The organism is Desulfogranum aggregans (genome assembly GCF_055398265.1).
In genome coordinates this window covers 3,478,698-3,499,929 of record NZ_AP042447.1, presented here as the reverse complement: position 1 = coordinate 3,499,929, position 21,232 = coordinate 3,478,698, and the positions used below count along the sequence as shown (strand labels likewise).

18 protein-coding genes are annotated in these 21,232 nt (G+C 53.3%); 12 read left to right on the top strand and 6 right to left on the bottom strand.

What is annotated here, in order from left to right; genetic code table 11:
* Positions 1-205 precede the first annotated feature (205 nt).
* From ACZ52Z_RS15460 to dsrP, 6 genes are all read left to right on the top strand, one after another.
* Entirely contained in the window at positions 206-742 is a 537-nt protein-coding gene (locus ACZ52Z_RS15460) for an RsbRD N-terminal domain-containing protein (RefSeq protein WP_464267671.1), read from the top strand.
* Between the two features lie 124 nt (positions 743-866).
* Positions 867-1,907 (top strand): sulfate reduction electron transfer complex DsrMKJOP subunit DsrM, encoded by a 1,041-nt coding sequence (gene dsrM, locus ACZ52Z_RS15455; RefSeq protein WP_464267670.1) that lies wholly within the window; start codon positions 867-869, stop codon positions 1,905-1,907.
* Between the two features lie 33 nt (positions 1,908-1,940).
* Positions 1,941-3,572: a sulfate reduction electron transfer complex DsrMKJOP subunit DsrK gene (dsrK, locus tag ACZ52Z_RS15450; protein WP_464267669.1), complete on the top strand. Its 1,632-nt coding sequence runs from the start codon at positions 1,941-1,943 to the stop codon at positions 3,570-3,572.
* Positions 3,573-3,597: 25 nt separating this feature from the next.
* Positions 3,598-3,969, top strand: a complete 372-nt coding sequence (gene dsrJ, locus ACZ52Z_RS15445; protein ID WP_464267668.1) for a sulfate reduction electron transfer complex DsrMKJOP subunit DsrJ — start codon at positions 3,598-3,600, stop codon at positions 3,967-3,969.
* Positions 3,970-3,991: 22 nt separating this feature from the next.
* Complete coding sequence (dsrO, locus tag ACZ52Z_RS15440) at positions 3,992-4,825, top strand: sulfate reduction electron transfer complex DsrMKJOP subunit DsrO (protein ID WP_464267667.1); 834 nt, start codon at positions 3,992-3,994, stop codon at positions 4,823-4,825.
* A gap of 7 nt (positions 4,826-4,832) precedes the next feature.
* Complete coding sequence (dsrP, locus tag ACZ52Z_RS15435) at positions 4,833-6,005, top strand: sulfate reduction electron transfer complex DsrMKJOP subunit DsrP (protein ID WP_464267666.1); 1,173 nt, start codon at positions 4,833-4,835, stop codon at positions 6,003-6,005.
* A 281-nt stretch (positions 6,006-6,286) separates the two neighbouring features.
* Here dsrP and ACZ52Z_RS15430 read toward each other — a convergent pair whose 3' ends face one another.
* Positions 6,287-7,072: a prepilin peptidase gene (locus tag ACZ52Z_RS15430; protein ID WP_464267665.1), complete on the bottom strand. Its 786-nt coding sequence runs from the start codon at positions 7,070-7,072 to the stop codon at positions 6,287-6,289.
* Positions 7,073-7,213: 141 nt separating this feature from the next.
* On the opposite strand from ACZ52Z_RS15430, the gene ACZ52Z_RS15425 reads away from it, so the two are divergent.
* The 5 genes from ACZ52Z_RS15425 to aroA are packed head-to-tail and all read left to right on the top strand — an operon-like array spanning position 7,214 to position 11,791.
* Entirely contained in the window at positions 7,214-7,999 is a 786-nt protein-coding gene (locus ACZ52Z_RS15425; protein ID WP_464267664.1) for a dihydroorotate dehydrogenase electron transfer subunit, read from the top strand.
* Complete coding sequence (locus ACZ52Z_RS15420) at positions 7,987-8,934, top strand: dihydroorotate dehydrogenase (RefSeq protein ID WP_464267663.1); 948 nt, start codon at positions 7,987-7,989, stop codon at positions 8,932-8,934. The genes ACZ52Z_RS15425 and ACZ52Z_RS15420 overlap by 13 nt, the downstream gene beginning before the upstream one ends.
* The gene (locus tag ACZ52Z_RS15415) at positions 8,931-9,635 is read left to right on the top strand and encodes a type I 3-dehydroquinate dehydratase (protein WP_464267662.1); all 705 of its coding nucleotides are present in this window, start codon (positions 8,931-8,933) and stop codon (positions 9,633-9,635) included. Before ACZ52Z_RS15420 ends, ACZ52Z_RS15415 begins: the two co-directional genes overlap by 4 nt.
* Complete coding sequence (locus tag ACZ52Z_RS15410; protein WP_464267661.1) at positions 9,625-10,461, top strand: shikimate dehydrogenase; 837 nt, start codon at positions 9,625-9,627, stop codon at positions 10,459-10,461. Before ACZ52Z_RS15415 ends, ACZ52Z_RS15410 begins: the two co-directional genes overlap by 11 nt.
* A gap of 52 nt (positions 10,462-10,513) precedes the next feature.
* Positions 10,514-11,791 carry a 3-phosphoshikimate 1-carboxyvinyltransferase gene (gene aroA, locus ACZ52Z_RS15405; RefSeq protein ID WP_464267660.1) on the top strand — a complete coding sequence of 426 codons (1,278 nt, stop codon included), beginning with the start codon at positions 10,514-10,516 and terminating at the stop codon, positions 11,789-11,791.
* Between the two features lie 41 nt (positions 11,792-11,832).
* Here aroA and ACZ52Z_RS15400 read toward each other — a convergent pair whose 3' ends face one another.
* The 5 genes from ACZ52Z_RS15400 to ACZ52Z_RS15380 are packed head-to-tail and all read right to left on the bottom strand — an operon-like array spanning position 11,833 to position 18,235.
* Entirely contained in the window at positions 11,833-12,645 is an 813-nt protein-coding gene (locus tag ACZ52Z_RS15400) for an SAM hydrolase/SAM-dependent halogenase family protein (protein ID WP_464267659.1), read from the bottom strand.
* Positions 12,646-12,650: 5 nt separating this feature from the next.
* Positions 12,651-13,826, bottom strand: coding sequence for a murein transglycosylase A (gene mltA, locus ACZ52Z_RS15395; RefSeq protein ID WP_464267658.1), 1,176 nt, complete (start codon positions 13,824-13,826; stop codon positions 12,651-12,653).
* Between the two features lie 16 nt (positions 13,827-13,842).
* Positions 13,843-14,886 carry a lytic murein transglycosylase gene (locus ACZ52Z_RS15390; protein ID WP_464267657.1) on the bottom strand — a complete coding sequence of 348 codons (1,044 nt, stop codon included), beginning with the start codon at positions 14,884-14,886 and terminating at the stop codon, positions 13,843-13,845.
* Between the two features lie 34 nt (positions 14,887-14,920).
* Positions 14,921-15,877, bottom strand: coding sequence for an acetyltransferase (locus ACZ52Z_RS15385; protein ID WP_464267656.1), 957 nt, complete (start codon positions 15,875-15,877; stop codon positions 14,921-14,923).
* A gap of 24 nt (positions 15,878-15,901) precedes the next feature.
* Entirely contained in the window at positions 15,902-18,235 is a 2,334-nt protein-coding gene (locus ACZ52Z_RS15380) for an LPS-assembly protein LptD (RefSeq protein WP_464267655.1), read from the bottom strand.
* 889 nt (positions 18,236-19,124) lie between these two features.
* Here ACZ52Z_RS15380 and ACZ52Z_RS15375 point away from each other — a divergent pair.
* Entirely contained in the window at positions 19,125-21,158 is a 2,034-nt protein-coding gene (locus tag ACZ52Z_RS15375; RefSeq protein WP_464267654.1) for an Rne/Rng family ribonuclease, read from the top strand.
* Positions 21,159-21,232 lie beyond the last annotated feature (74 nt).

The following is a 21,232-nucleotide window of genomic DNA, read 5'->3' as shown; positions in this document are numbered from 1 at the left end:
CTTGAAATCGCCTGATAATCATGATAGAGCATGTCGTGCATGAATCATCATTCATTTTTGTGCGCAAAGTATATGCTTTAGAGTGATTAATCAGGCTGATACTCACATTTTACCTCCGATTATCATCCCAGGTCTCACCTTTCTGCATTTTGCCTTGCGCAATTATTCCTGACCTTTCGTATCAAGGTCCACATTGCTGGCTGTAATGACGGAATTAATTGAGGCGCTGCGCCGCCATAAAAAAGAAATCCTCTCCCTCTGGATTGAAAGAACCCTCAACAGCTACACCTCGCCGGGTTTTTTCAAAAAAGCCAAAGATCCGTTTGCCAATCCGGTTGGCACCAACATAACTGCGGCACTGGAATCGATCTTCGATCTCCTTCTCACCGGTGCCGACCAGCAAGCCTACATAGATCCGCTGGACCAGATAATCAGGATTCGTGCGGTCCAATCGTTTACTCCGGCGCAGGCAGTTGCGCCCCTGCTCGAGCTGAAATGGGTAATCAAACAGATTTTCTCCGCTAACGAGCAGAGCGCGCCTTTACTCGCTGATCTTGATGCGTTTGACTGTGATGTCGATCGCGTCGCCCTGGCCGGATTTAATATTTATGTGGACTGTCGAGAGCAGCTCTACCGCTGTCGCGTCAAGGAAATTAAAAGCGGCAATCACGTGACAACCGATGGTGGTTGTCCTTCGCGGCTTCTCGATAAAAAATCGCCTGATTTAACGGAAAACAATTGATGCAGAGCATCACCTGACTGTGTGACCTGCCAGATGGCAACAGTGACGTCACCTGTGGCCCTTCAGTCTGGCTTTTGTGATAACTTGTTTAAGTTATTTAATTTGAAATGCGAAGGAGTGATCGATGAAGTACGCCTTCCCGTTCGCGGCAGTAGTCGCCTTGGTCCTAATAGCGCTTGTTGGGGTGCAGATACCAGGAATGCAATACTTTTTCGGTGTTGTAATCCCTTATCTGGCAATGGCGCTGTTCCTAGGAGGATTTTGTTACAGGGTAATCCACTGGGCAAAATCACCTGTTCCCTTTAAAATTCCAACCACCTGCGGACAGGGCTACTCCCTGCCCTGGATCAAGCAGGATAAGTTGGAAGCTCCGGTCAACACTTCCCAGGTTGTGGCAAGGATGTTTCTGGAAATTTTTCTTTTCCGATCCTTGTGGCGCAACACGAAGGCCACGGTGTATGACGGGCCGAAGCTGACCTATGAATCCAGCAAATGGCTATGGCTGTTCGGCATCCTGTTCCATTACAGCTTTTTGGTGGTTGTCATTCGTCACATGCGCCTGTTCCTCGAACCGGTCCCCTTCGCGGTTTCCTTCCTCGAAGTTGCCGACTCACTGCTTCAAATCGGCGCCCCGACCATGTACATGACCGATGTCACCTTGGTGCTCGGCCTGTTGTTCCTGTTTGGCCGCCGTCTGGTCAATCCGCATGTCCGGTATCTGTCGCTTGCCAATGATTACTTCCCGCTTTTTCTGATTCTCGGTGTTGCCACCACCGGAATTCTAATGCGTTACTTCATTCGCACCGATGTCGACATCAATGCCATCAAACAGTTGTCTGTTGGCCTGGTCACCTTCCAGCCTACAATCACGGCAAATATCAGTGCGCTCTTTTATACCCATCTGTTCCTGGTGTGTACACTTCTCGCCTACTTCCCCTTCAGCAAGCTGATGCATCTGGGCGGAGTTTTCATGAGTCCGACACGGAATATGGCTAATGACAGCCGTATGGTGCGCCACATCAACCCATGGAACCCGGACATCAAGCCGCATTCCTATGCAGCCTATGAAGATGAGTTCAGGGAAGATATGGTAGAGCAGGGTATCCCTGTCGAGAAGGAATTACCGCCGAAACCTGCAGCGGAAGCTGAGGAAAAGGCAGAGTAAGCTCGACATAACCAAGAGTAAAAGGATAACGCAATGGCAGTAGTAAAGATAGATAAGTTGGCACGAAGCGTTGCCGAGGGACCCTCGCTGATGACGGGCGCCTATCCGACCAAAGACTGGATGGAAGTGCCTGCGGTTTTCAAGCCCGGCAACTATGCTTACCCCACCAAACCAGAAAAGTTAGAGTATCTTGATTCCCAAAAGGGCGTCAGTTTCCCCAACGCACGCGAATGGAACCCGGAAGATGACGACTGGAAGCTGCCCGATAACTGGAAGGAAATTATCCTTCAGGGCATTGCCGATCGTCTGGACAGGTTCCGCAGTCTGAAGATTTTCATGGACTGCTGCGTCCGATGCGGCGCCTGTTCGGATAAATGCCACTTCTTCCTCGGCACCGGTGATCCGAAAAACATGCCGGTTATGCGAGCTGAACTGCTCCGTTCAGTGTACCGTCAGGATTTTACCTTAGCGGGGAAGATTCTTGGTAAATTGGCTGGTGGCAGAGAAATGACGGTGGGCGTAATCAAAGAGTGGTTCATGTATGCCTACCAGTGTACAGAATGTCGACGCTGCTCCGTCTTCTGCCCTTATGGAATAGACACCGCAGAAATCACCATGATGCTGCGTGAGTTGCTCCATCTCCTGGGAATAGGCATCAACTGGGCCATGGAGCCGGTTGCCAACTCCAACCGGACCGGTAACCACATGGGGCTTACCCCTCAGGCGTTCAAGGGCAACGTTGACTTCCTCTGCGAAGACATTGAAAACCTCACCGGTGTCACGGTCAATCCAACCTTCAACCGCAAGGGTGCAGAGGTGCTGTTCATCACCCCCTCTGCCGACGTATTTGCCGAACCCGGCATCTTCACCTGCATGGGTTACCTGCTCCTCTTTGAAGCCATCGGCCTCGATTATACCTGGTCAACCTATGCCTCTGAGGGTGGTAACTTCGGCCTGTTCACTTCCAATGAGATGATGAAGAAGCTCAATGCCAAGATGTATGCCGAAGCAGAACGACTTGGTGTTAAATGGATCCTCGGCGGTGAGTGCGGCCACATGTGGCGTGTCGTTCACCAGTATATGGACACCATGAACGGTCCGGCGGATTTTCTTGATATTCCGATCTCGCCCATCACCGGAACGGTATTTGACAACGCCGCTACCACCAAGATGGTCCATATCTCCGAATTTACCGCTGACCTGATCAAGCACGGCAAACTCAACCTTGACAAGAGTCGAAACGCCCATGTGAAAGCCACTTATCACGATTCCTGCAACCCTGCCAGGGCCATGGGACTGCTCGATGAGCCACGCTACGTTCTCGACGCCATTCTTGACGACTGGGTTGAAATGCCGGACAACACCATCCGTGAGAAGACATTCTGCTGCGGCTCAGGTACAGCGCTCAACACCGATGAGATCATGGAGCTGAGGATGCGTTCCGGTCTGCCAAGGGCAAACGCGGTCAAATACGTCCACGACAAACACGGCGTCAATACCCTGACCTGCGTCTGCGCGATCGACAGGGCCACCCTGACCACCCTCTGTGATTACTGGACACCCGAGGTACAGGTTGCCGGTATCAGTGAACTGGTTGGTAATGCCCTGGTCATCGAAGGCGAACAGCGTCAGGAACTCGACGAAGGTCTCAGAACTTTGGTTTAATCCCGGTTGAAATGGAGGAATAACAATGTATGACAGTGGGAAAATCATTCCGGGACTGATCATTTTCGTCCTGTTTGTAACAATCCCTATCTGGTACAACCACGGCGATGCCGGTGCTGCACCCAAGATAGAGCTGCCAAAGGACGCTAAAAACTGTGTCCTTTCCGCAGAAGAAATGCGCGCCAGCCATATGCAGCTGCTCAATGTATGGCGTGACGAGGTGCTGCGGGATGGAGAGCGCGGTACCTTTACCCTTGAAGGCAAAAACTATCAGAAGAGCCTGATGCTGACATGCATGGAGTGTCACACCAGCAAGAAAAAATTCTGTGATGAATGTCACGAATATGCTTCTGTTAAGCCATACTGCTGGGACTGCCATCTGGCACCGGTAGAGTGAACGGCAAGGAGGAGATATACTGATGGATAAAAAAAGAAGAGACTTCCTCAAGGTTGCCGGGATTTCTACGCTGGCCGGCCTTGGTGGAACTGCAGTTGTAGATCGAGTGGTTTCTGGAGCAAATCCGGCTGTAGCCAATGCTTCCGCTGCCGCTGAAGGCGCTGCCGCCCACGCAGAGGCTGGGGCGCATGGTGCACCTGCACCGACCGGCAAGCGTTACGGCATGGTCGTTGATGTTCGGAAATTCCAGCAGGACCCTTCCCTTGGAGAAAAAGTGGAAAGAGCCTGTATCAACGCCCACAACGTTCCAGAATTCCCTGAAAAGAAGGATGAAATCAAGTGGATCTGGATGACGAACTACGAGAATTGTTTTCCGGAAAAGAGCCACCTGTACAAGGACACAACAACCGAAGAGCATCAGGTGCCTGTTTTTTGCAATCACTGCGATGAACCACCCTGTGTTCGGGCCTGCCCAACCAAGGCCACCTTTAAGAACGAAGACGGCGTGATCATCATGGACTTTCACCGCTGCATCGGCTGTCGATTCTGCATGGCTGCTTGCCCCTATGGCATGCGAAGCTTCAACTGGCGAAATCCCCGTCCGTTTATCAAAGAGGTAAACCGGGAATTTCCAAGCAGGATGCGGGGAGTTGTTGAAAAATGTAATTTCTGCGCCGAACGCATAGGCGTTGGCAAACTGCCAGCCTGCGTCGAAGCGTGCGGTGACAGCAAGGCGATGGTCTTTGGCGACTTGAACGACCCCCATTCAGAGGTCAGGAAGCTCCTCAAGGAAAATTACACCATTCAGCGAAAACCCTCGCTGGGTACCCATCCATCAGTCTTTTACATAGTATGAGGTTGCCATGTTTGAAAAAGCACTAAAAGGAAACAACTACTACTGGATGTGGCTTGCCTTTCTTGGGTTTTTTATTGGCATTGCCGTTATCTGCTATCTTCGCCAGTATTTTTACGGGCTGGGACTGACAGGCATGAGCCGTGACGTCTCCTGGGGACTCTATATTTCACAGTTCACCTTTCTTGTCGGTGTAGCCGCCGGGGGGGTTATGCTGGTCCTGCCCTATTACATCCACAACTACAAAGCATTTGGCCGCATCACCATTCTGGGAGAGTTCCTTGCCATTTCAGCTCTCCTGATGTGCCTGATGTTCATTATGGCCGACCTTGGCCAGCCGTTGCGCGGTTTGAACGTACTGTTCTATCCTACGCCCAACTCCATGCTGTTTTGGGATATGTGCGTGCTGTGGGGATATCTCCTGCTGAACGTTCTGTGTGGCTGGGTTATTCTTACCGCGGAACGTAAGCAGGTCAAGCCGCCGAAATGGATTTATTTCTTTGTCTATCTTTCCATTCCGTTTGCCTTTTCCATCCATACGGTTACCGCCATGCTGTACTGCGGTCTGCCCGGACGTCATTTCTGGCTTTCTGCGATCATCGCTCCCCGCTTTCTAGCCTCAGCGTTCGCTGCTGGTCCGGCTCTGATTGTGGTTATGGCACTGATCCTCAAGCGCGTGGCCAATTTTGACGCAGGCAAAGAAGCGATCAACAAGATGGTGACCATCATCATCTATGCGGCTATCGCCAATATGTTCTTTGTCGGCCTTGAGTTCTTTGTCGGATTCTATTCCAACATTCCTGGCCACAACCATACCCTGACCTACTTGTTCTTTGGACTTGAGCATCACGGAGAAGTGTACAACAATCTTGTTCCTTACATGTGGGGCTTTATTCTCCTGTTCCTCGTTGGGATCGGTCTTATCAGCCACCCCTATACCCGTAAGCAGAGTGACCTGTGGCTCGGTATTGGCTGTGCTTCGATCTTCTTCGCTTTCTGGCTGGATAAAGGGATTGGTTTTGTACTGGGCGGATTTGTTCCCACTCCGCTGGAGGAAGTCGTCGAGTACTACCCGACTGCCAATGAGCTATTTATCACCATCGGTATTTGGGCCACCGGGTTCTTTATCCTCACCATCCTCTATAAAATCGCTATCGGCGTTGAGCATGAAATAGAGGCCTGATCCAATCCGGTTTGTGTACAGACCAAAAAAGCCCCTGGCTCTGAGGCCAGGGGCTTTTTTTTTGCTCAAGTGGCAGGCACCGGCAAACAAACAGGCACAAAGGAGAGGCAAGACGCCACCAGCTGCGCGGAGTCCCTTAAGCGGTTAACTCCAGCAGCGCAGAGGGTATTCACTTTCGACAGTGGTCGCTCGTAGAGCACACTGGTTCATCCCACGGTTTATGGCACCCTGCCACAGATGATAGCGTAACGATGGACGGTCCTTAACCTACCTCCACAAGCTTACCCGGCCATAAAGTGCAGATAGGCATTCCAAGCCTGATAAATATCCGCACGAAAAAAAAGATAGGTCATTGCCCCCAGGGATAGAAAAGGGCCGAAAGGTATTTTCAACCGTGTCCCTTCCCCTTTTGCAAGCATAGAAACGATCCCGACCACGCTGCCAGTAAACGAACTGAAAAAAACGACATACAACAAACTGGGCCAACCGAGAAAGGCGCCAATCATCGCCAGTAGCTTGATGTCTCCGCCGCCCATCCCATCGCGACGAGTGAGGATATAATAACCAAGGGCTATCAGGTAAAGCATACCTCCACCGGCAATCATCCCAATTATCGCCTGTTGCCATGTATGAAACCCACTGAAAAACGCCCCGGCAATACCGATACCGATGCCAGGAAGGCTGATGACATCAGGAATAATTTGATGATGAATGTCGATAAATATGATAACAACTAGGCTTGCCAGGAATAAGAAATAGTAAAAAAAATCAAAGCTGATCCCAAAGCGCACGTATGCTGCAGCAGTGAGCAATGCCATGCACAGTTCCACCACTGGATACTGGAGGGAGATTGGTTGCCTGCAGGCTCTACACTTCCCGCCGATAAGACAGTAGCTGATCACTGGTATATTGTCGTACCACCTGATAGGCGTTTTGCACTGCGGGCAGTGAGAGCCGGGAAAGGCTATTGAGGCCCCTTTCTCCGGCAACCGTAGGATAACGACGTTGAGAAAGGAGCCGACAATCGCTCCGTAGCAGACCATAACCGCTATAATAAAAAACTCCATCGAGCATAACCTCCGGCCGGGGTGTTTCTGGTGGTGGTTGTTTGGAAAGATAACCTCATTTACCATACATAGTAGCCCCATTACCTCCCTTCGCAAAAGGGAATTTTTTCCACCTTTATTTCTATACAGTTGTTCAACCCTATGTCTTCACTCCAGGAAAAAGCCCAGCTCCTCACGGTACAGCAGCTGACCGAAGATATTTTTCGTCTGGTACTGGATGCACCCCGCATTTCGGCCAAGGCCAAACCAGGACAATTTGTCATGGTTAGGACAACCACCGGCCTTGATCCTCTCCTGCGACGTCCATTTTCCATTCATGATATTCCCTCTGATGGGCACCTTCTTCTCCTCTACAAGGTGATCGGCAAGGGAACCTCCCTCATGAGCCAGATGAAGCCGGGAGCCATGGTTGACCTGATTGGCCCCCTTGGCAACAGCTTTCGGTCACCAGGCGATTCACCTGCCTGCCTTATCGGCGGCGGAATGGGTATCGCCCCCCTGCTCTTCCATGCCCGGAGCATCCAGCGTGCCAATGTACACCATACTGCCCATCATGTTCTGCTCGGAGCACGCAACCGCAGTGAACTTGAACCTCTGGTGCAGGACTTCGCCGCCCTCGGTATCGATCTATCAACTGCAACTGACGACGGCAGCTTTGGCCACCATGGCTTCATCAGTGAACTCCTGCCGACAACCCTCCCCCATGTCAGCCAGGTGTATGTCTGCGGACCAACCCCCTTGATGGCAGCCGTGGCCAGACTCTGCAAACAGGCCCAGGTTCCCTGTCAGGCCTCCCTGGAAACCCACATGGCCTGCGGTCTGGGAGCCTGCTTGGGCTGCACCATTCTCGGCAGCGATAATGGGTATAAGCATGTCTGCAAACACGGCCCTGTATTTGATGCAGAGGAGGTTGTATGGACGCTCTAAGGGCCACCAAAAGCGTAGACCTCTCTACTGACATTGGCGGCATTCAATTGGCCAACCCGGTCATGACGGCATCGGGGACATTTGGATACGGCATGGAATTTGCCAATTTTGTCGACCTTGATGCTATCGGCGGGATCGTGGTCAAGGGCATCTCCATTGAACCGCGAGCCGGAAATCCTCCGCAACGAATCGTTGAGACCCCCTGCGGTATGCTCAATGCTATCGGCCTGGAAAATGTCGGCCTTGAACGGTTTATTCGGGAAAAACTTCCCTACCTCCAGTCCGTCAATTGCCGAGTGCTGGTGAACATCCTCGGCGACTCGATCGAAGAATACGCCTACCTGGCGGAAAAGCTCTCCGGCCTCGACGGCATCGACGGGGTGGAAATCAACATTTCCTGCCCTAATGTGAAAAAAGGCGGGGTCGCCTTCGGCACCCAGCCGGAAATGGCACGAGCAGTTACCGAGGCGGTAAAGAAAGCAGGAACTCTGCCGGTGATCGTCAAGCTTTCTCCCAACGTCACCGACATTGTCACCATGGCTAAAGCCGTGGAAGATGGCGGCGCTGACGGCATTTCCCTGATCAACACCCTTATCGGAATGGCCATTGACGCGGAAACGCGTCGCCCTCGCCTGGCAAACGTAATAGGCGGATTATCCGGCCCTGCTATTAAACCTGTTGCCCTGCGCATGGTCTGGCAGGTGGCAGGCGCAGTCTCTATTCCTGTTATCGGTATCGGCGGCATAGGCACTGCCGAGGATGCTATCGAATTTATTATCGCCGGCGCCGCAGCAGTGCAAATCGGCACCGCAAACTTCTACGATCCATCCGCTGCCGACGCCATCCGCTCCGGCATAGCTGCCTACCTTCGCCGTCACCGCCTTGCTTCGCTCAAAGAGCTGATCGGTTCGATACAGTTGGAGGCTGCGCCATGAGTTCAGATCGCGGATTGATCTGCGTTGCCGTCGGAGCACCCACTCCCGCCGACCTCCCCCGACTGATTGCGCCGGTCAGAGCAATGGTTGATGTGGTCGAAGTGCGCCTTGATTTGATGGAGCAGCCCGATGTATCGGCCTGTCTTCTCAGCTTACCAGATATGCCGCTGCTCTTTACCAACCGACCTCAATGGGAAGGGGGCAGATTCCAGGGTTCCGAGGCGCAGAGGATATCGCTGCTCACCCAGGCTGTGGAAGGCGGTGCCGACTACCTGGATGTCGAGCTGGCAACGGCTCCCGGGGTGCTTGTCCCCCTGTTGGAAGCTGCCGCAGCTGCCCGGGCCATGGCGATTGTCTCCAGCCACAACTTCCAGGACACACCTCCATCCGGCAGCCTCCGGCTAACGGTTGACCGAATGATCGCCAGTGGAGCTGCAGCCGGGAAGATCGTGACCACCGCCCACCACAGTGACGACGTGCTCCGGGTTCTGGCGCTCCTTGCCTATGCCGGTGAATGCAACTTTCCGCTTTCCGCGTTCTGCATGGGCGAGGCCGGAAGAATTAGCCGCTTTGCCACCCTCTATCTCGGTGGTTTCATGAGCTACGTTGCTCTCGACCGCCTTCAGGCCACTGCGCCCGGTCAGCTGAGTGCACACCAGGTACACTCCCTTATCCACTGTTTTGAGGATCATGGTGATTAACGGAAAAACCAAACTTTTCGCCATTATCGGCAATCCGGTCAGTCATTCCCTCAGCCCTGCCATGCATAATGCGGCCTTTGCCGAACTGGGGATGAACTGCGCCTATGTACCTATTACCGCAACTAATATCAAAGAGACCGTGGCCGGCCTGCGGCATCTCGGCTTTGGCGGAGCCTCGGTCACAGTGCCCTTTAAGGAAGAGGTTATCCCGTGGATTGAGGATGTTGACCCCAAGGCAGTAACCATCGGAGCGGTCAACACCCTGGTCTTTGACCATGAATCCCAGGGGGTACCAGCACGGTGTCGAGGCTACAATACCGACTGGATCGGTTCCAACCGTGCTCTTTACCAGGCTATTGACCTGCATGGTGCAACCGCACTGGTGCTCGGGGCCGGCGGCGCAGCAAAGGCCGTGGCCTATGGCCTGGTCCATTCCGGTACCGTTGTCACCCTTGCCAACAGAACCATGGAAAAAGCCGTTACTCTGGCCTCGGAATTACAGTGCGCAGCCATCAGCTTCGACCAGCTCCCAACCCACTCGGCAGACATCCTCATTAATACCACTACCGTCGGTATGTCTCCACACAGTGATCGCAGCCCGATCCCCGCTGAGCTGTTGCCCCACTTCCGGGTGGTGATGGACATTGTCTATGCTCCCCTGGAAACTCGGCTGCTGCGCGAAGCAAAATCCAGTGGCTGCAAGGTGATCGATGGTCTTGATATGCTGCTCTATCAGGGAGCAGAACAGTTTTCCCTCTGGACCGGAACGGAAGCACCGGTCACTGTCATGCGCAAGGCACTCGAGCGCGCGCTGGATATCCACTGAAGACCCCGGTCCGATATGTATATCCCCAATCAACTACTTCGCAGAAAAATCCATGATTGAAATTACACCTGTTGCCACCATTGACGCTGTTGTCTCGGTACCCGGTTCCAAGAGCCTTACCCAGCGAGCACTTATCGCTGCTGCATTAGCCGAGGGTTCTTCCACTCTCCTCGGTCCTTTAGCCAGTGAAGACACTGCCTACACTATCGGTGCCCTTCGCGCCATGGGAGTCGACATTGAGGACCAAGCACCTGATGCATGGACAATCCACGGAAGTGGCGGCCGAATTATTCAGCCCGAGCAACCCATCTATCTGGGAAATAACGGCACCGCCACCAGGTTTTTGACCTCTGTAGCGGCTCTGGGTAAAGGTATTTTTCACATAACCGGCAGCGACCGGATGTCGGAACGGCCGATCCTTCCTCTGATGCAGGCCCTTCAGGGATGGAACGTGGATATTCAAAGCGATGCAGACAACGGATGTCCCCCCCTTACCCTTCACTCCAACGGCATCGGTGGAGGAAGAACCATCCTCCCTGAAGGAAAATCCAGTCAATACCTCTCCTCCCTGCTGCTCGTCGCTCCTTATGCCGCTGAACCCGCTGAACTGGAGGTGCTCGGTGAGGTGCTCTCCCAACCATACGTGGAAATGACGCTGGCTGTCATGGCAGACTTCGGCATCCGGGTGGAGGCGGCTCCGACGCTGAACGCCTTTCGCATTCCCCAGGGCAAATACAACGGATGCAGTTACATGATCGAAGGGGATGCATCCAGCGCCTCGTATTTCTGGGCAGCAGCTGCAATCATCGGTGGGAGAGTCACGGTGTCCAATGTGCCCGTGCCTTCCCTGCAGGGGGATGCCAACCTGGTGCCGCTCCTTGCTCGAATGGGTTGCGAGGTATCCCAAAAAAATGGTGGAGTAACGGTTGAGGGTCCGCAATCACTTGAAGCCATTGAAGTGGATATGGGCGACATGCCAGATGTTGCTCCAACCCTGGCGGTGGTGGCGGCCTTTGCCGAAGGGACAACGACGATCAACAACATCGCCCACCTGCGAATCAAGGAATGTGATCGCATTTCCGCTGTGGTCAACGAATTACGAAAACTGGGGGTGGAAGTGGAGGAAGAACCCTCCAGGATGCGGATTCATGGCCGGAAAGAGAGCAGCACCTACCACGGAGCCACGCTGGAGACCTACGATGATCACCGTATGGCCATGTGCTTTGCAGTTGCCGGCCTGCGGATACCTGGTGTTAAGATTACCGGTGAGTCCTGCGTCAGCAAGTCATTTCCTGACTTTTGGGAACGCTTTGGTCAATTGAATGATTAGCCCGAAATTCGCCTGAGCAATGCGGGTTAAGGGCCTCTGGTTCAGGGTGGTGCCTCTGGCGGTTTCTTGTAAACGATCACCTGTTCACCAACTCCCGCATTGAGCAGCGTGGCTGCACTACCTTGGTTAACGGCCAGTTCAAGAAACCCATCGCTGTCAACCAGCAGACACAACTCTCCGACCTCCCTCTCAGCATAGGTCCTGGTCAGCCCGTTTATCCATTGACTCCTGATCTGAGCGCAAAGCTCTAGCGCGTTCCACTTTCTCTGAAGGATATGTGCCTGACGAATAGAGGTACGGATATTGCCAAAATGATCAATCCGTATAATTTCCCCTGTGATCCGATCCTCTTGGCCAGCCACCGGAAAAAGGTCCAGTAAAGTGCAATCCCCAGCCGTCAGAGGGATGCCGGTTGCGGCAAAGGATTTTCCCGAAGCAATATCCGCAGCCACCGGGGCCATGATATCGCGGCCATGAAAGGTGGCACTGGCGGCTGGCGTCGACTCCACCACCCTCCGTATCTCCGTTATCCGCCCTTCCTCGATCAAGGGCGAGAGCAACCCGTTATCCGGGACCACGAAAAAGTGGGCGTCGCCTGCAGCGGTCAGGATCCTCCTCGAGGTTCCCACCCCCGGATCCACAACCACCAGGTGAACGGTCCGCTCGGGAAAATGGCTGAAACTGGTGAGCAGGGCAAGGGCGCCGCTTCGGATATCCTGGCTGTCGATACCATGGGTGATATCCACAATGTTCACCCCTGGCCATCGGCTCAGCAGGGCTCCTTTCAATTGCCCGACATAGGGATCCTGCAGACCAAAATCCGTTATCAGGGTCACAATTCCCGACGGCCCCATATTCCCTACCCTTGTTGCGGTTTGAGTAGCAACAGGAATAATGCCCCATCTTCTTTCATCCGGCCTGCAGCCATTCCGGCTTCTGCCCCGGTTCCCCAAAACAGATCAACCCGGCCGGGACCACGAATAGCAGAGCCGGTATCCTGTATGGTGACAAAACGCTGCAGATCATCCCATTTCACGACTCTCCCGTTGCTGATCACCGGTTTCCTGGAACGAAGAAAAGCGAGGGCCCCGGGGGGGAAACAGGATCTATCAGCAGCAATAGAGCGGCCTGGGGTTAATTCCTGGCCGAGAGCACCGATGGCTCCATGGGTGGTGGTTGGCTCAAAAAAAATAAAGGACGCATTGTGATGCAGGATTCGGTCGCGATTCTCGGGATGGGCAGCGATATAGGACCGGATGGCCTGGAGACTTGCCTCTTCCAGCTCCATCATCCCGTTGTCGACCATATACTTGCCGATGCTCCGGTATTCGCGACCGTTGCGCATGGCGTAATGAACAGCCAGTATCGATCCATCGGTAAGGGCAATGAGCCCGGAACCCTGAATATGAAGGGTAAAGGCGTCCATCGGATCTCGAAGCCAGACCAGCTCCTGTCCTGCGAGCAACTGGTTGGTTTCGATTTCACCTCGCGTCCAGTAGGGAAGAAACCGCCCCTCTTCCATGCGCCCCACAACTCGATCTTTTCTGCCCGCTGCGATATGCCGAATGACCAGGTCATTAGGCACCTTATAGAGGGGATACCGGTACTCTCCGGTCGGTTTCAGACTGCCATTAAGGAGCGGTTGATAGTAACCGGTGACCAGCATATTCCGCTCAGGATTAAAACCGCTCAGGCCCCGGGCCTGGTAGACTTCAAAATATCGCGCAATCAGGGTATTCAACGAGGCCGGTGCGGGTCTTCGGGCGACCAGACGACGAAAGAACTCCAGGGCCCTGATTAATTCACCGGCCGTGCAGTTACGCCTGCCTAAAGTATACCTTGTGGAGGGCGGGAGCCTGCGAAGGTGTGACAGGCTGCGGGTGATGGCCGCATCCAGGCCTCGATAGTCCAGATCATCGCTGAACCGGGGATAATCCGACGGGCTGACCGCTGCCAGTGGTTTGTGGCTGCACCCGCCAGGCAGAAAAAGGAGGGTCGCCAGGGTGAGCAACAGTGGAAGAAGTGTTCTTGGCATCAGCACTACGGCAGGGTTACTCGGCAAAGGCCTCGGCAAGCTCTGAGACCGCCATGGCGTACCTGTTGGAATGGTTCCAGGCGGTAATGGCCTGGAAATTGGGATATCCGGCAACATACCGTATGGGGTGTGCGGCGTCTGGGGCAAGCTCAAGCCCCACGATGGAGAGCGGCTTGTTTTCGGGCGAGGGTGGCAGCGCCAAGTGCTGTGCTGCACGAACGGTCTCTACCGGTACCCTTCCCTTACGTCCCTGCAGTTTTGCTGCCAGCAGGCGACGATCATGCAGCTCATATCCCAATTCGGCATACACGGGAGCATTCAGAACCCAGCCGAATCGACTGAGATAGTTGGCAATGGAAGCGAGGATATCGGGGATTGAATGCCACACATCCCGCTGTTGGTCGCCGTCAAAACTGACGGCATACGTACGAAAGGAGGAGGGAATAAACTGAGTCTGCCCAAACGCTCCGGCATAGGAGCCTTTAACCGAAGTCGGGTCCACCCCGTTATCTCTGCAAAGGAGGAGAAAATCGATGAGCTGTTCGCGAAAAAAGGCGGAACGGCGAGGATAGGCGGCAAAGAGCGTGGCCAGGGACTGGAGTACCGGAAATCCTCCCTGGTACGATCCGAAACGTGTCTCAATGGCCCAGATGGCGACAACAACCTCCCTGTCCACACCAAAAGTCTCCTCAACCTTGCCCAGCAGCTTGCTGTGCTGACGGAGTTTCTCCTTCCCCTGCCTAATGACCTTGCTGGTCACAAATAATGGATAATACTGATAATAGGGTTTTGCCTCCCACTGCTTGTCCATGAGGACAAGAACGCGACGCTTAATGGTCACATCCTTGAACAAACGGTGCAGTTCGGTGGAGGTGAATCCGTGCTCCTGCTCCAGTTCGGCAAAGAGTTGTACAAAGGGTTGGCTGGTAACATCGATCGGCTGTCCGTCGGTGACTAGATCAGCAGCTTTTTCGGCAGCCCGGACATCAATGGTGGAACCGAACGTCCCCAACCAAAATGCAGCAATGAGCAGCAGAACTGTTCCCGGTCGCTTCTTCATGGGATACCTCTATGGACGACGTGAGCGAATCCGGTTAGAAATGTTTGACAAAGGCGACGAGAAAGGCGTCCACTCTATCGGCCGGCAGAGAATTGATACCTGCTGCGGCTGCCCTGCCGCCACCGGTAGGAAACTGACGACACAGGGTATCTGCGCCGGTGCGGTTGGTTAGCGGAGCCCGGACACTGACCCGATAGCTACCGTCATCGGTCACCAGCAGGGTGGCATGGGCCTTTTCCGGTGCTTCGCGTGCAACCAGGTTGGAGAACACACCGACGATCCGCCGAGACCAGCTGGCATTGGGGAGCTGATACACCCTCCCTGCAGCTGTCTCCTGGACCGGTACCAGGGTCCTGGCCTGCTCCATGTCCTGGGCATGGACCCTCTTCAGTTGATGGAGGGTCGCCGACCGATCGTAGAAGACAAAAGGATCCTGGTAGGCATGCACTTCGTGATAGAGGTCTGCCGGGGAAATGTGCAGGTCGTCCAGCGTAATCCCGTACCCGTTATAATTGAGTAATTGGCCAATATCACGCAGCTGAGCAACCTGCTCCACAGAAAATCCAAGGCCGGTGGCTTTGGTTTCGGCGACCTCATCCAGGTTGTCGCCAAAAGCCCCGGCAACGGCCCATGGGGCATACCTCCCTTCCAGCAACTCATCCACAATCAACGAGGTGCAAGTGACTGGGTTTGGGTCGATATGTGCTTCCAGCGCCGGTGACTGGGGAAGATCGCCGCTGAAATGGTGATCAATATAGGTTATATGGTTCTGCTGCCGGAGCAGTTGTTCCACATCCCCGCGGTTGCGGTCAAAGGATATATCAAGAACCGTGATCTCTGCCTCCTGCACCTGGTGAATACGGCGCAGAAGCTGGACATCGCGTTTGACCCCGGTGACAAGGCGTGCCTGGGGCTGCGGGCTGGCGAGCCGAAGCTGATGCAGTGCGCAGATCCCATCAGCATCGCCATTAAAAACGTCGTAGTATTCCATGGTTGCGCTGGAGCCGGGGTGCTCTTAGAACCCGGGCAGATCAAGCCCGAGAGGGTTACCAATATTGGCCAGGCGGAACATGAGCATATAGGTCTGGTCGCCCGGGATGCGATGGGATAAAAACTCCACAGACCAGCACGCCGGCTGATAGAGGATACTGAAATCCTCTTTCACGGTCTGTTCATCTTCGATGGACCGTTCAATCCCATAGCCTACGGCAAAATTATACGGGAGGACCAGCCACGCATCCAGACTGATGGAGTTAGTGCCCTGAATATCATTATACTTATAGTCTGCTGACAGGTAATCACCTCGATTACTGCGCAGGTCAGCTTCAACCGTATGCGCATACGCCCCTTCACCATACACATCGATCTCTGACTTGTATTTGAGGCGTAGGTCCCTCAGCGGATAGTAGGCAAGCTCCAGGTCAATGGGGGTCAAAGGAGTATCGGTTTGTTCACTGCGGAAATCATAGCCCTGTTTCAGTTTAAAATAGCCGTAACTCCGGTTGTACTTAGAACCACCCTCCTCGCCGTAGATATCAAAGTAATTGTCTATGCCGTAGTACATTACGTTTTGATCGGCAATCGCATCCACACTGTCCAGGTAGGGGAGGTCCTCCTGGTCGTCATCAGAGATGTAGGCATATTCCACATACGGACGGAAGGTATGGCTCCAGGCATACACGTTAGCAATATCGACATCAAAGTCACCGATCATGGTGGTACCAATTTCCGCGCCAAAGTTGCCAATCAACCGGTTTTCCGTGTCACCGTCAGCAAATCCTCTGGGATTGGCACCTTCATCGGTTTCATCGCCACCGACCTGGACGACGTAAAAGGTGTCGCGAATACCGGCATTAACCGTGGTCTCCAGGTACTGACTCAGCGGCAGGGCGATGTCCACCTCTGGATAAAGATCGACCCTATGCGCGCCGACACCGGTTTCACGCCAATAATTGACATAGTTGGTATTCCAGGAGAAATCGATGCCACTGTTGTCGAACAGGGAAACGACCCCGGTATATTTCAGGGAAGGCAGGCGCCATAGCTGGGTAGGGATATTCTGGGGGTCGCTCAGATCGTTGATCCCCAGCAACTGGCCCTGGAGGGAACTCCCGTTGTCAAAAGTGCGGAGAATTTCCAGGGAGTTCGTTCGGTACTGTTCAGTCTTGTTCTGAAATCCACGGCCAAAAACATCCAGGAATCGGTTTTGGCTGGTCGCGAATCCTGTCATACCCGTCTCAAACTCGGTCAGGTAATCCTTATCCGAGACGATGTCCAAATCCAGTCGAGTGGTCCACAGGCCGATATCCTGATCCGCCTTGCCGCGCACCCAGTAGCGATCCTTGTTGGTATGGGTGTAGCCGGTCTCCTCATAGTACTCGACCTCGGAAGGGTCGCTGAGACTGTCGTTGAGGTAGTTGGCCATCAGCATGCCCTTGTCATCTGCATCAACCACATACCGAAATTCGCCGCCGAGCATCAATCCCCGCTCATCCATGTACTGTGGATAAAGAGTTATATCACTGTTGGGAGAAAGGTTGATAAAAAATGGAAGTTCAAAACCAAATCCGTCCCGGTCAGAGGTGGAGATGGAAGGAAAAAGAAAACCGGTCGTACGTTTTCTTTTTGCCGGCAGGATCATGTAAGGCGTATACAGAACAGGTACCCCCTTGACCCTGAAGGTGGCGTGTTTAAGAAAGGCATATCCGCCATCGGTAATATCGGCGTCGGCAGCAGCAAAACTCCAGGGAGGCGTTTCCCCCTCTTTGAGTTTACAGGTAATAATCCACCCATCTTCAATGTGGTAGCTCAGGTCACCGGTTTTTTCCACCACCCTCCCTTCCAGATGCATATCTTTATACTGGCGGATAATAGTGGCGTTTTCAAAAGTACCGGTCTCAGCCTCCAGATCCACAACCCCGGACTCTGCGGCCAACTGATCGGGCCCGATATCTATCAACAGGTTGCCGCGTGCCTTTACCCGGCCAAGGTCGGCATCGTAGACCATCCAGTCGGCTTTGATGGTGGTCAGAACCTTGGTTTTGGTGACCAGCTCAGCTTCCTGTTCTTTTTCTTTCTCGGCGTCGCTTTCCTCACCTAAGAGGTCGCTCCAGTCATCCTGCTTCTTTTTCTTTTTCTGACGGGTCACCTCCTCTTTTTTCTCCAGCAGGACATTGCCCTCGGCAATAACCGTCGGCGGATCCTCGTAACGGGTCAGTTTGTCTGCCGTTATCTCCCATTGCAGGGCATCAACGGTCTCGGCACGGCCTGTTTGCGGCAGTAGCAGACAGGTCAAGGCAAAAAGAAAAAAAAGGCTGTTGATCGGGGGCTGAAAAGTACGGTGTTTCACCTCGATCTGCTCCTCTGGACGTTAAAGTGGACAGTGTATAATGTTTCGTGGATGATGGGGCACCCAAACATGACAATAAAAATGGTTATCGAGCAATCTAAAGAGAGATTTATTGGTGTGTATGGTGTATACAAGTAGCGCTATAAAAGTGTTGATAAACCTGTTGGAATGTACGCGTATGGCCAAATTGTGTCAAGGCAAAAGTCGTAGATTTGCCTTGCACCACGACCCGATTTAGTTTAAGAAACGGCTGGTTGCATGGCAGATACCGGCAGCCTGCTTGTCAACCATCAAAGGTGCCCATGACCTGTGTACCCGGTCATCGCGTTGACCAGTAGAGAGTACGCAATCCTTGCCACCAGGGTAACCAATTACCTCATCCCCACGTTACCCAGTGCGGCGGTTGCATCGACAGCTCCCTTTGCTCATCCCCTGAAACGTGCGCGACACCCCAAACGGCAATGCGGATGAGCAAAAATAGCTGGAGAGCGCGACTCCTTTCGCGCCAAAGAGAATTACGGCCTTTTCATCATACGACCGAAGGTCGATGACGGAATAGCAAACACACTGTGTACAAGAGACAGCCAAGTGCTGTCATGAATAAGAGTCATACGGGCCGTCACTGTTTCGGCCCCAATAACAAGCAGCAATCAACGAAACGCCGTTGAGAATACTCAAGAACGCCATTCACCACCGGAGCACTACATTTTTTCTCTAATATCCGGTTGCAGCAGACTGAATTTTTCGTCGCGCACCTCCGTTCCCGTGACTATCCAATGCGTTCTCCTCTCACCACCGGGCATAGCCGGGTCCCTCTCCCACGGGTCCCCGAATCAGGCCCAATCGGCTCTCTACCTGATTGCTCGAACAATTACGCTCAGGACCTAGAATGACCGAAGAAGCAAAAAAGAAGCCCCAAAACACCAAACCCGCAATACGCAAAGCAACCACCGGTGCGTGGTGGAAGAGTGTCAGCGATCTGCTGCACACAAAAGACGAAGCAGACGAAAGGGACAAAACTCCTCCCTCACCACTTCCCCCAGTGATCCCCCCCGCTGAAGAAGAGCCGGAGCCGCAACAGGAGGCCCATCAACAACCTGCGGCCGAACCCACTGCATCCACCTTACCTCCTTCCGACCCATCACCTCCAGAACAAACCGTTGCCGAGCAGGCAGACGAATCCAGCGAAGATACTGCAGAGCCAGAGGCAATTGATGACCTTGAAGTCATAACCACTGAAACCGAATTAACGGTAGCTCAGGAGGAAAAGCACGAAAAGCCTCCCAGTAAAAAGGGTGGTCGAGGCAAGCAGACAAGGGAAAAAAGAGGAAAAAGGGAAAATAAAGAAGCCAACGACACGGAAAAAGAGCAGGAATCTGCCACAGAGGAGCTTGTCTCTGCCAAGCTCCTCATCAATGCCGAAGAACCCGAGGAATGCCGTATTGCCCAGGTGGAGGAAGGACGCCTTGAGTCCTACCACGTGAACACCGCCTCCCGAGAACGCACTAAAAACAATATTTACAAAGGTATCATTGTCTCAATTGAACCCAACCTGCAGGCTGCCTTTGTTGACATAGGCACCGGGAGAAACGGCTTTCTTCCCTTCAGTGAAATCCATCCGGAATATTACCGGCAAGATGTCAGTGAACGTAACCGGCAGCTTATCGCTCAGCATCAGTGGAAGAAGCTCAAAATCGAAGATGTCGTTAAAAAGGGTCAGGAGGTACTTGTACAGGTTGTCAAAGAGGTAACCGGCAACAAGGGGGCAAACATCACTACCTATCTCTCCCTGCCCGGTCGTTTTCTCGTGCTCATGCCCGGCAGCGACAGCTCGGGCATCTCCCGCAAAATAAGCGGAGAAGAACGCCGTTCCAACCTGCGACAGATTATGAGTGCGTTCAACATCCCGGAGGGTATCGGCTATATCATCCGTACCGCGAGCGTCGACATCACCAAGCGAGCTCTGCAAAAGGACCTTCGATTCCTCCTTCTCCAGTGGGACGATATCAAACTCCGTGGCCAGACCATGAAAGCACCTGCGCTGATCTATGAAGACGAAGAAATGATTACCCGGTTTCTTCGTGATCACTTCAGCTCGCAGATCAAAGAGATCTTGGTCGATACTGAAAAATCATACGAGCGGGTCCAAGATTTCGTCAAGTTGCTTCCCACCAAGCAACGACACATCAAGGTCAGGATGCACCGTGGCTCCAAACCCATTTTCAATCAGTTCAACATTGAAGAACAAATTGAATCCATTTTTAAGCCACAGGTAACCTTGCCGTCCGGTGGTTCCATCGTTATCGATCCCACTGAAGCCCTGGTAGCCATTGATGTCAATTCCGGCCGGACTTCCAAAAATGCGGACTTCGAAGAAACCATCTATCACGCCAATATGGAAGCCGCAACCGAGCTTGCCCGTCAGCTTCGTCTCCGCGACCTGGGAGGCCTGATCGTGGTGGATTTCATCGATATGCGCAACAAAAAGCATATCCGCGATGTGGAAAAACAAGTACGACAAAGCATGAAGCGGGACAAGGCGAAGGTTGATACCAGCAGGATATCCCGCTTTGGCTTGATGCAGATTTCCCGTCAAAAAATGGGCTCACCTGTGGAAAAAGCCAGCTACAAAACCTGCGAACACTGCAGTGGCCGCGGAGTTGTCCGCTCGGTGGAGACCCAGGCCCTTTACTACCTGCGACGAATTCAAACCGGCATCAGCCGTAAAAAGGTCGACAGGGTGGTGTGCAAGCTACCGCTGGAAGTCGCCCAGTACCTGCTCAATAAAAAGCGCCATGAGTTGCGGGAGCTGGAGCAGAGGCACCAGGCGATGATTGATATCTATCCAATCGCGGACATGCGACCGGCAGATAATCAAATTGAATTTCTCAAAAATCAGCACAACAATGGTGACGGCAACTGAACCGGTTATAGCCCCCCTTGAGAAAAGGGGTGCTCACCAAAGAAAAACCTTGCACCACCGGTGAAACCGGGGTA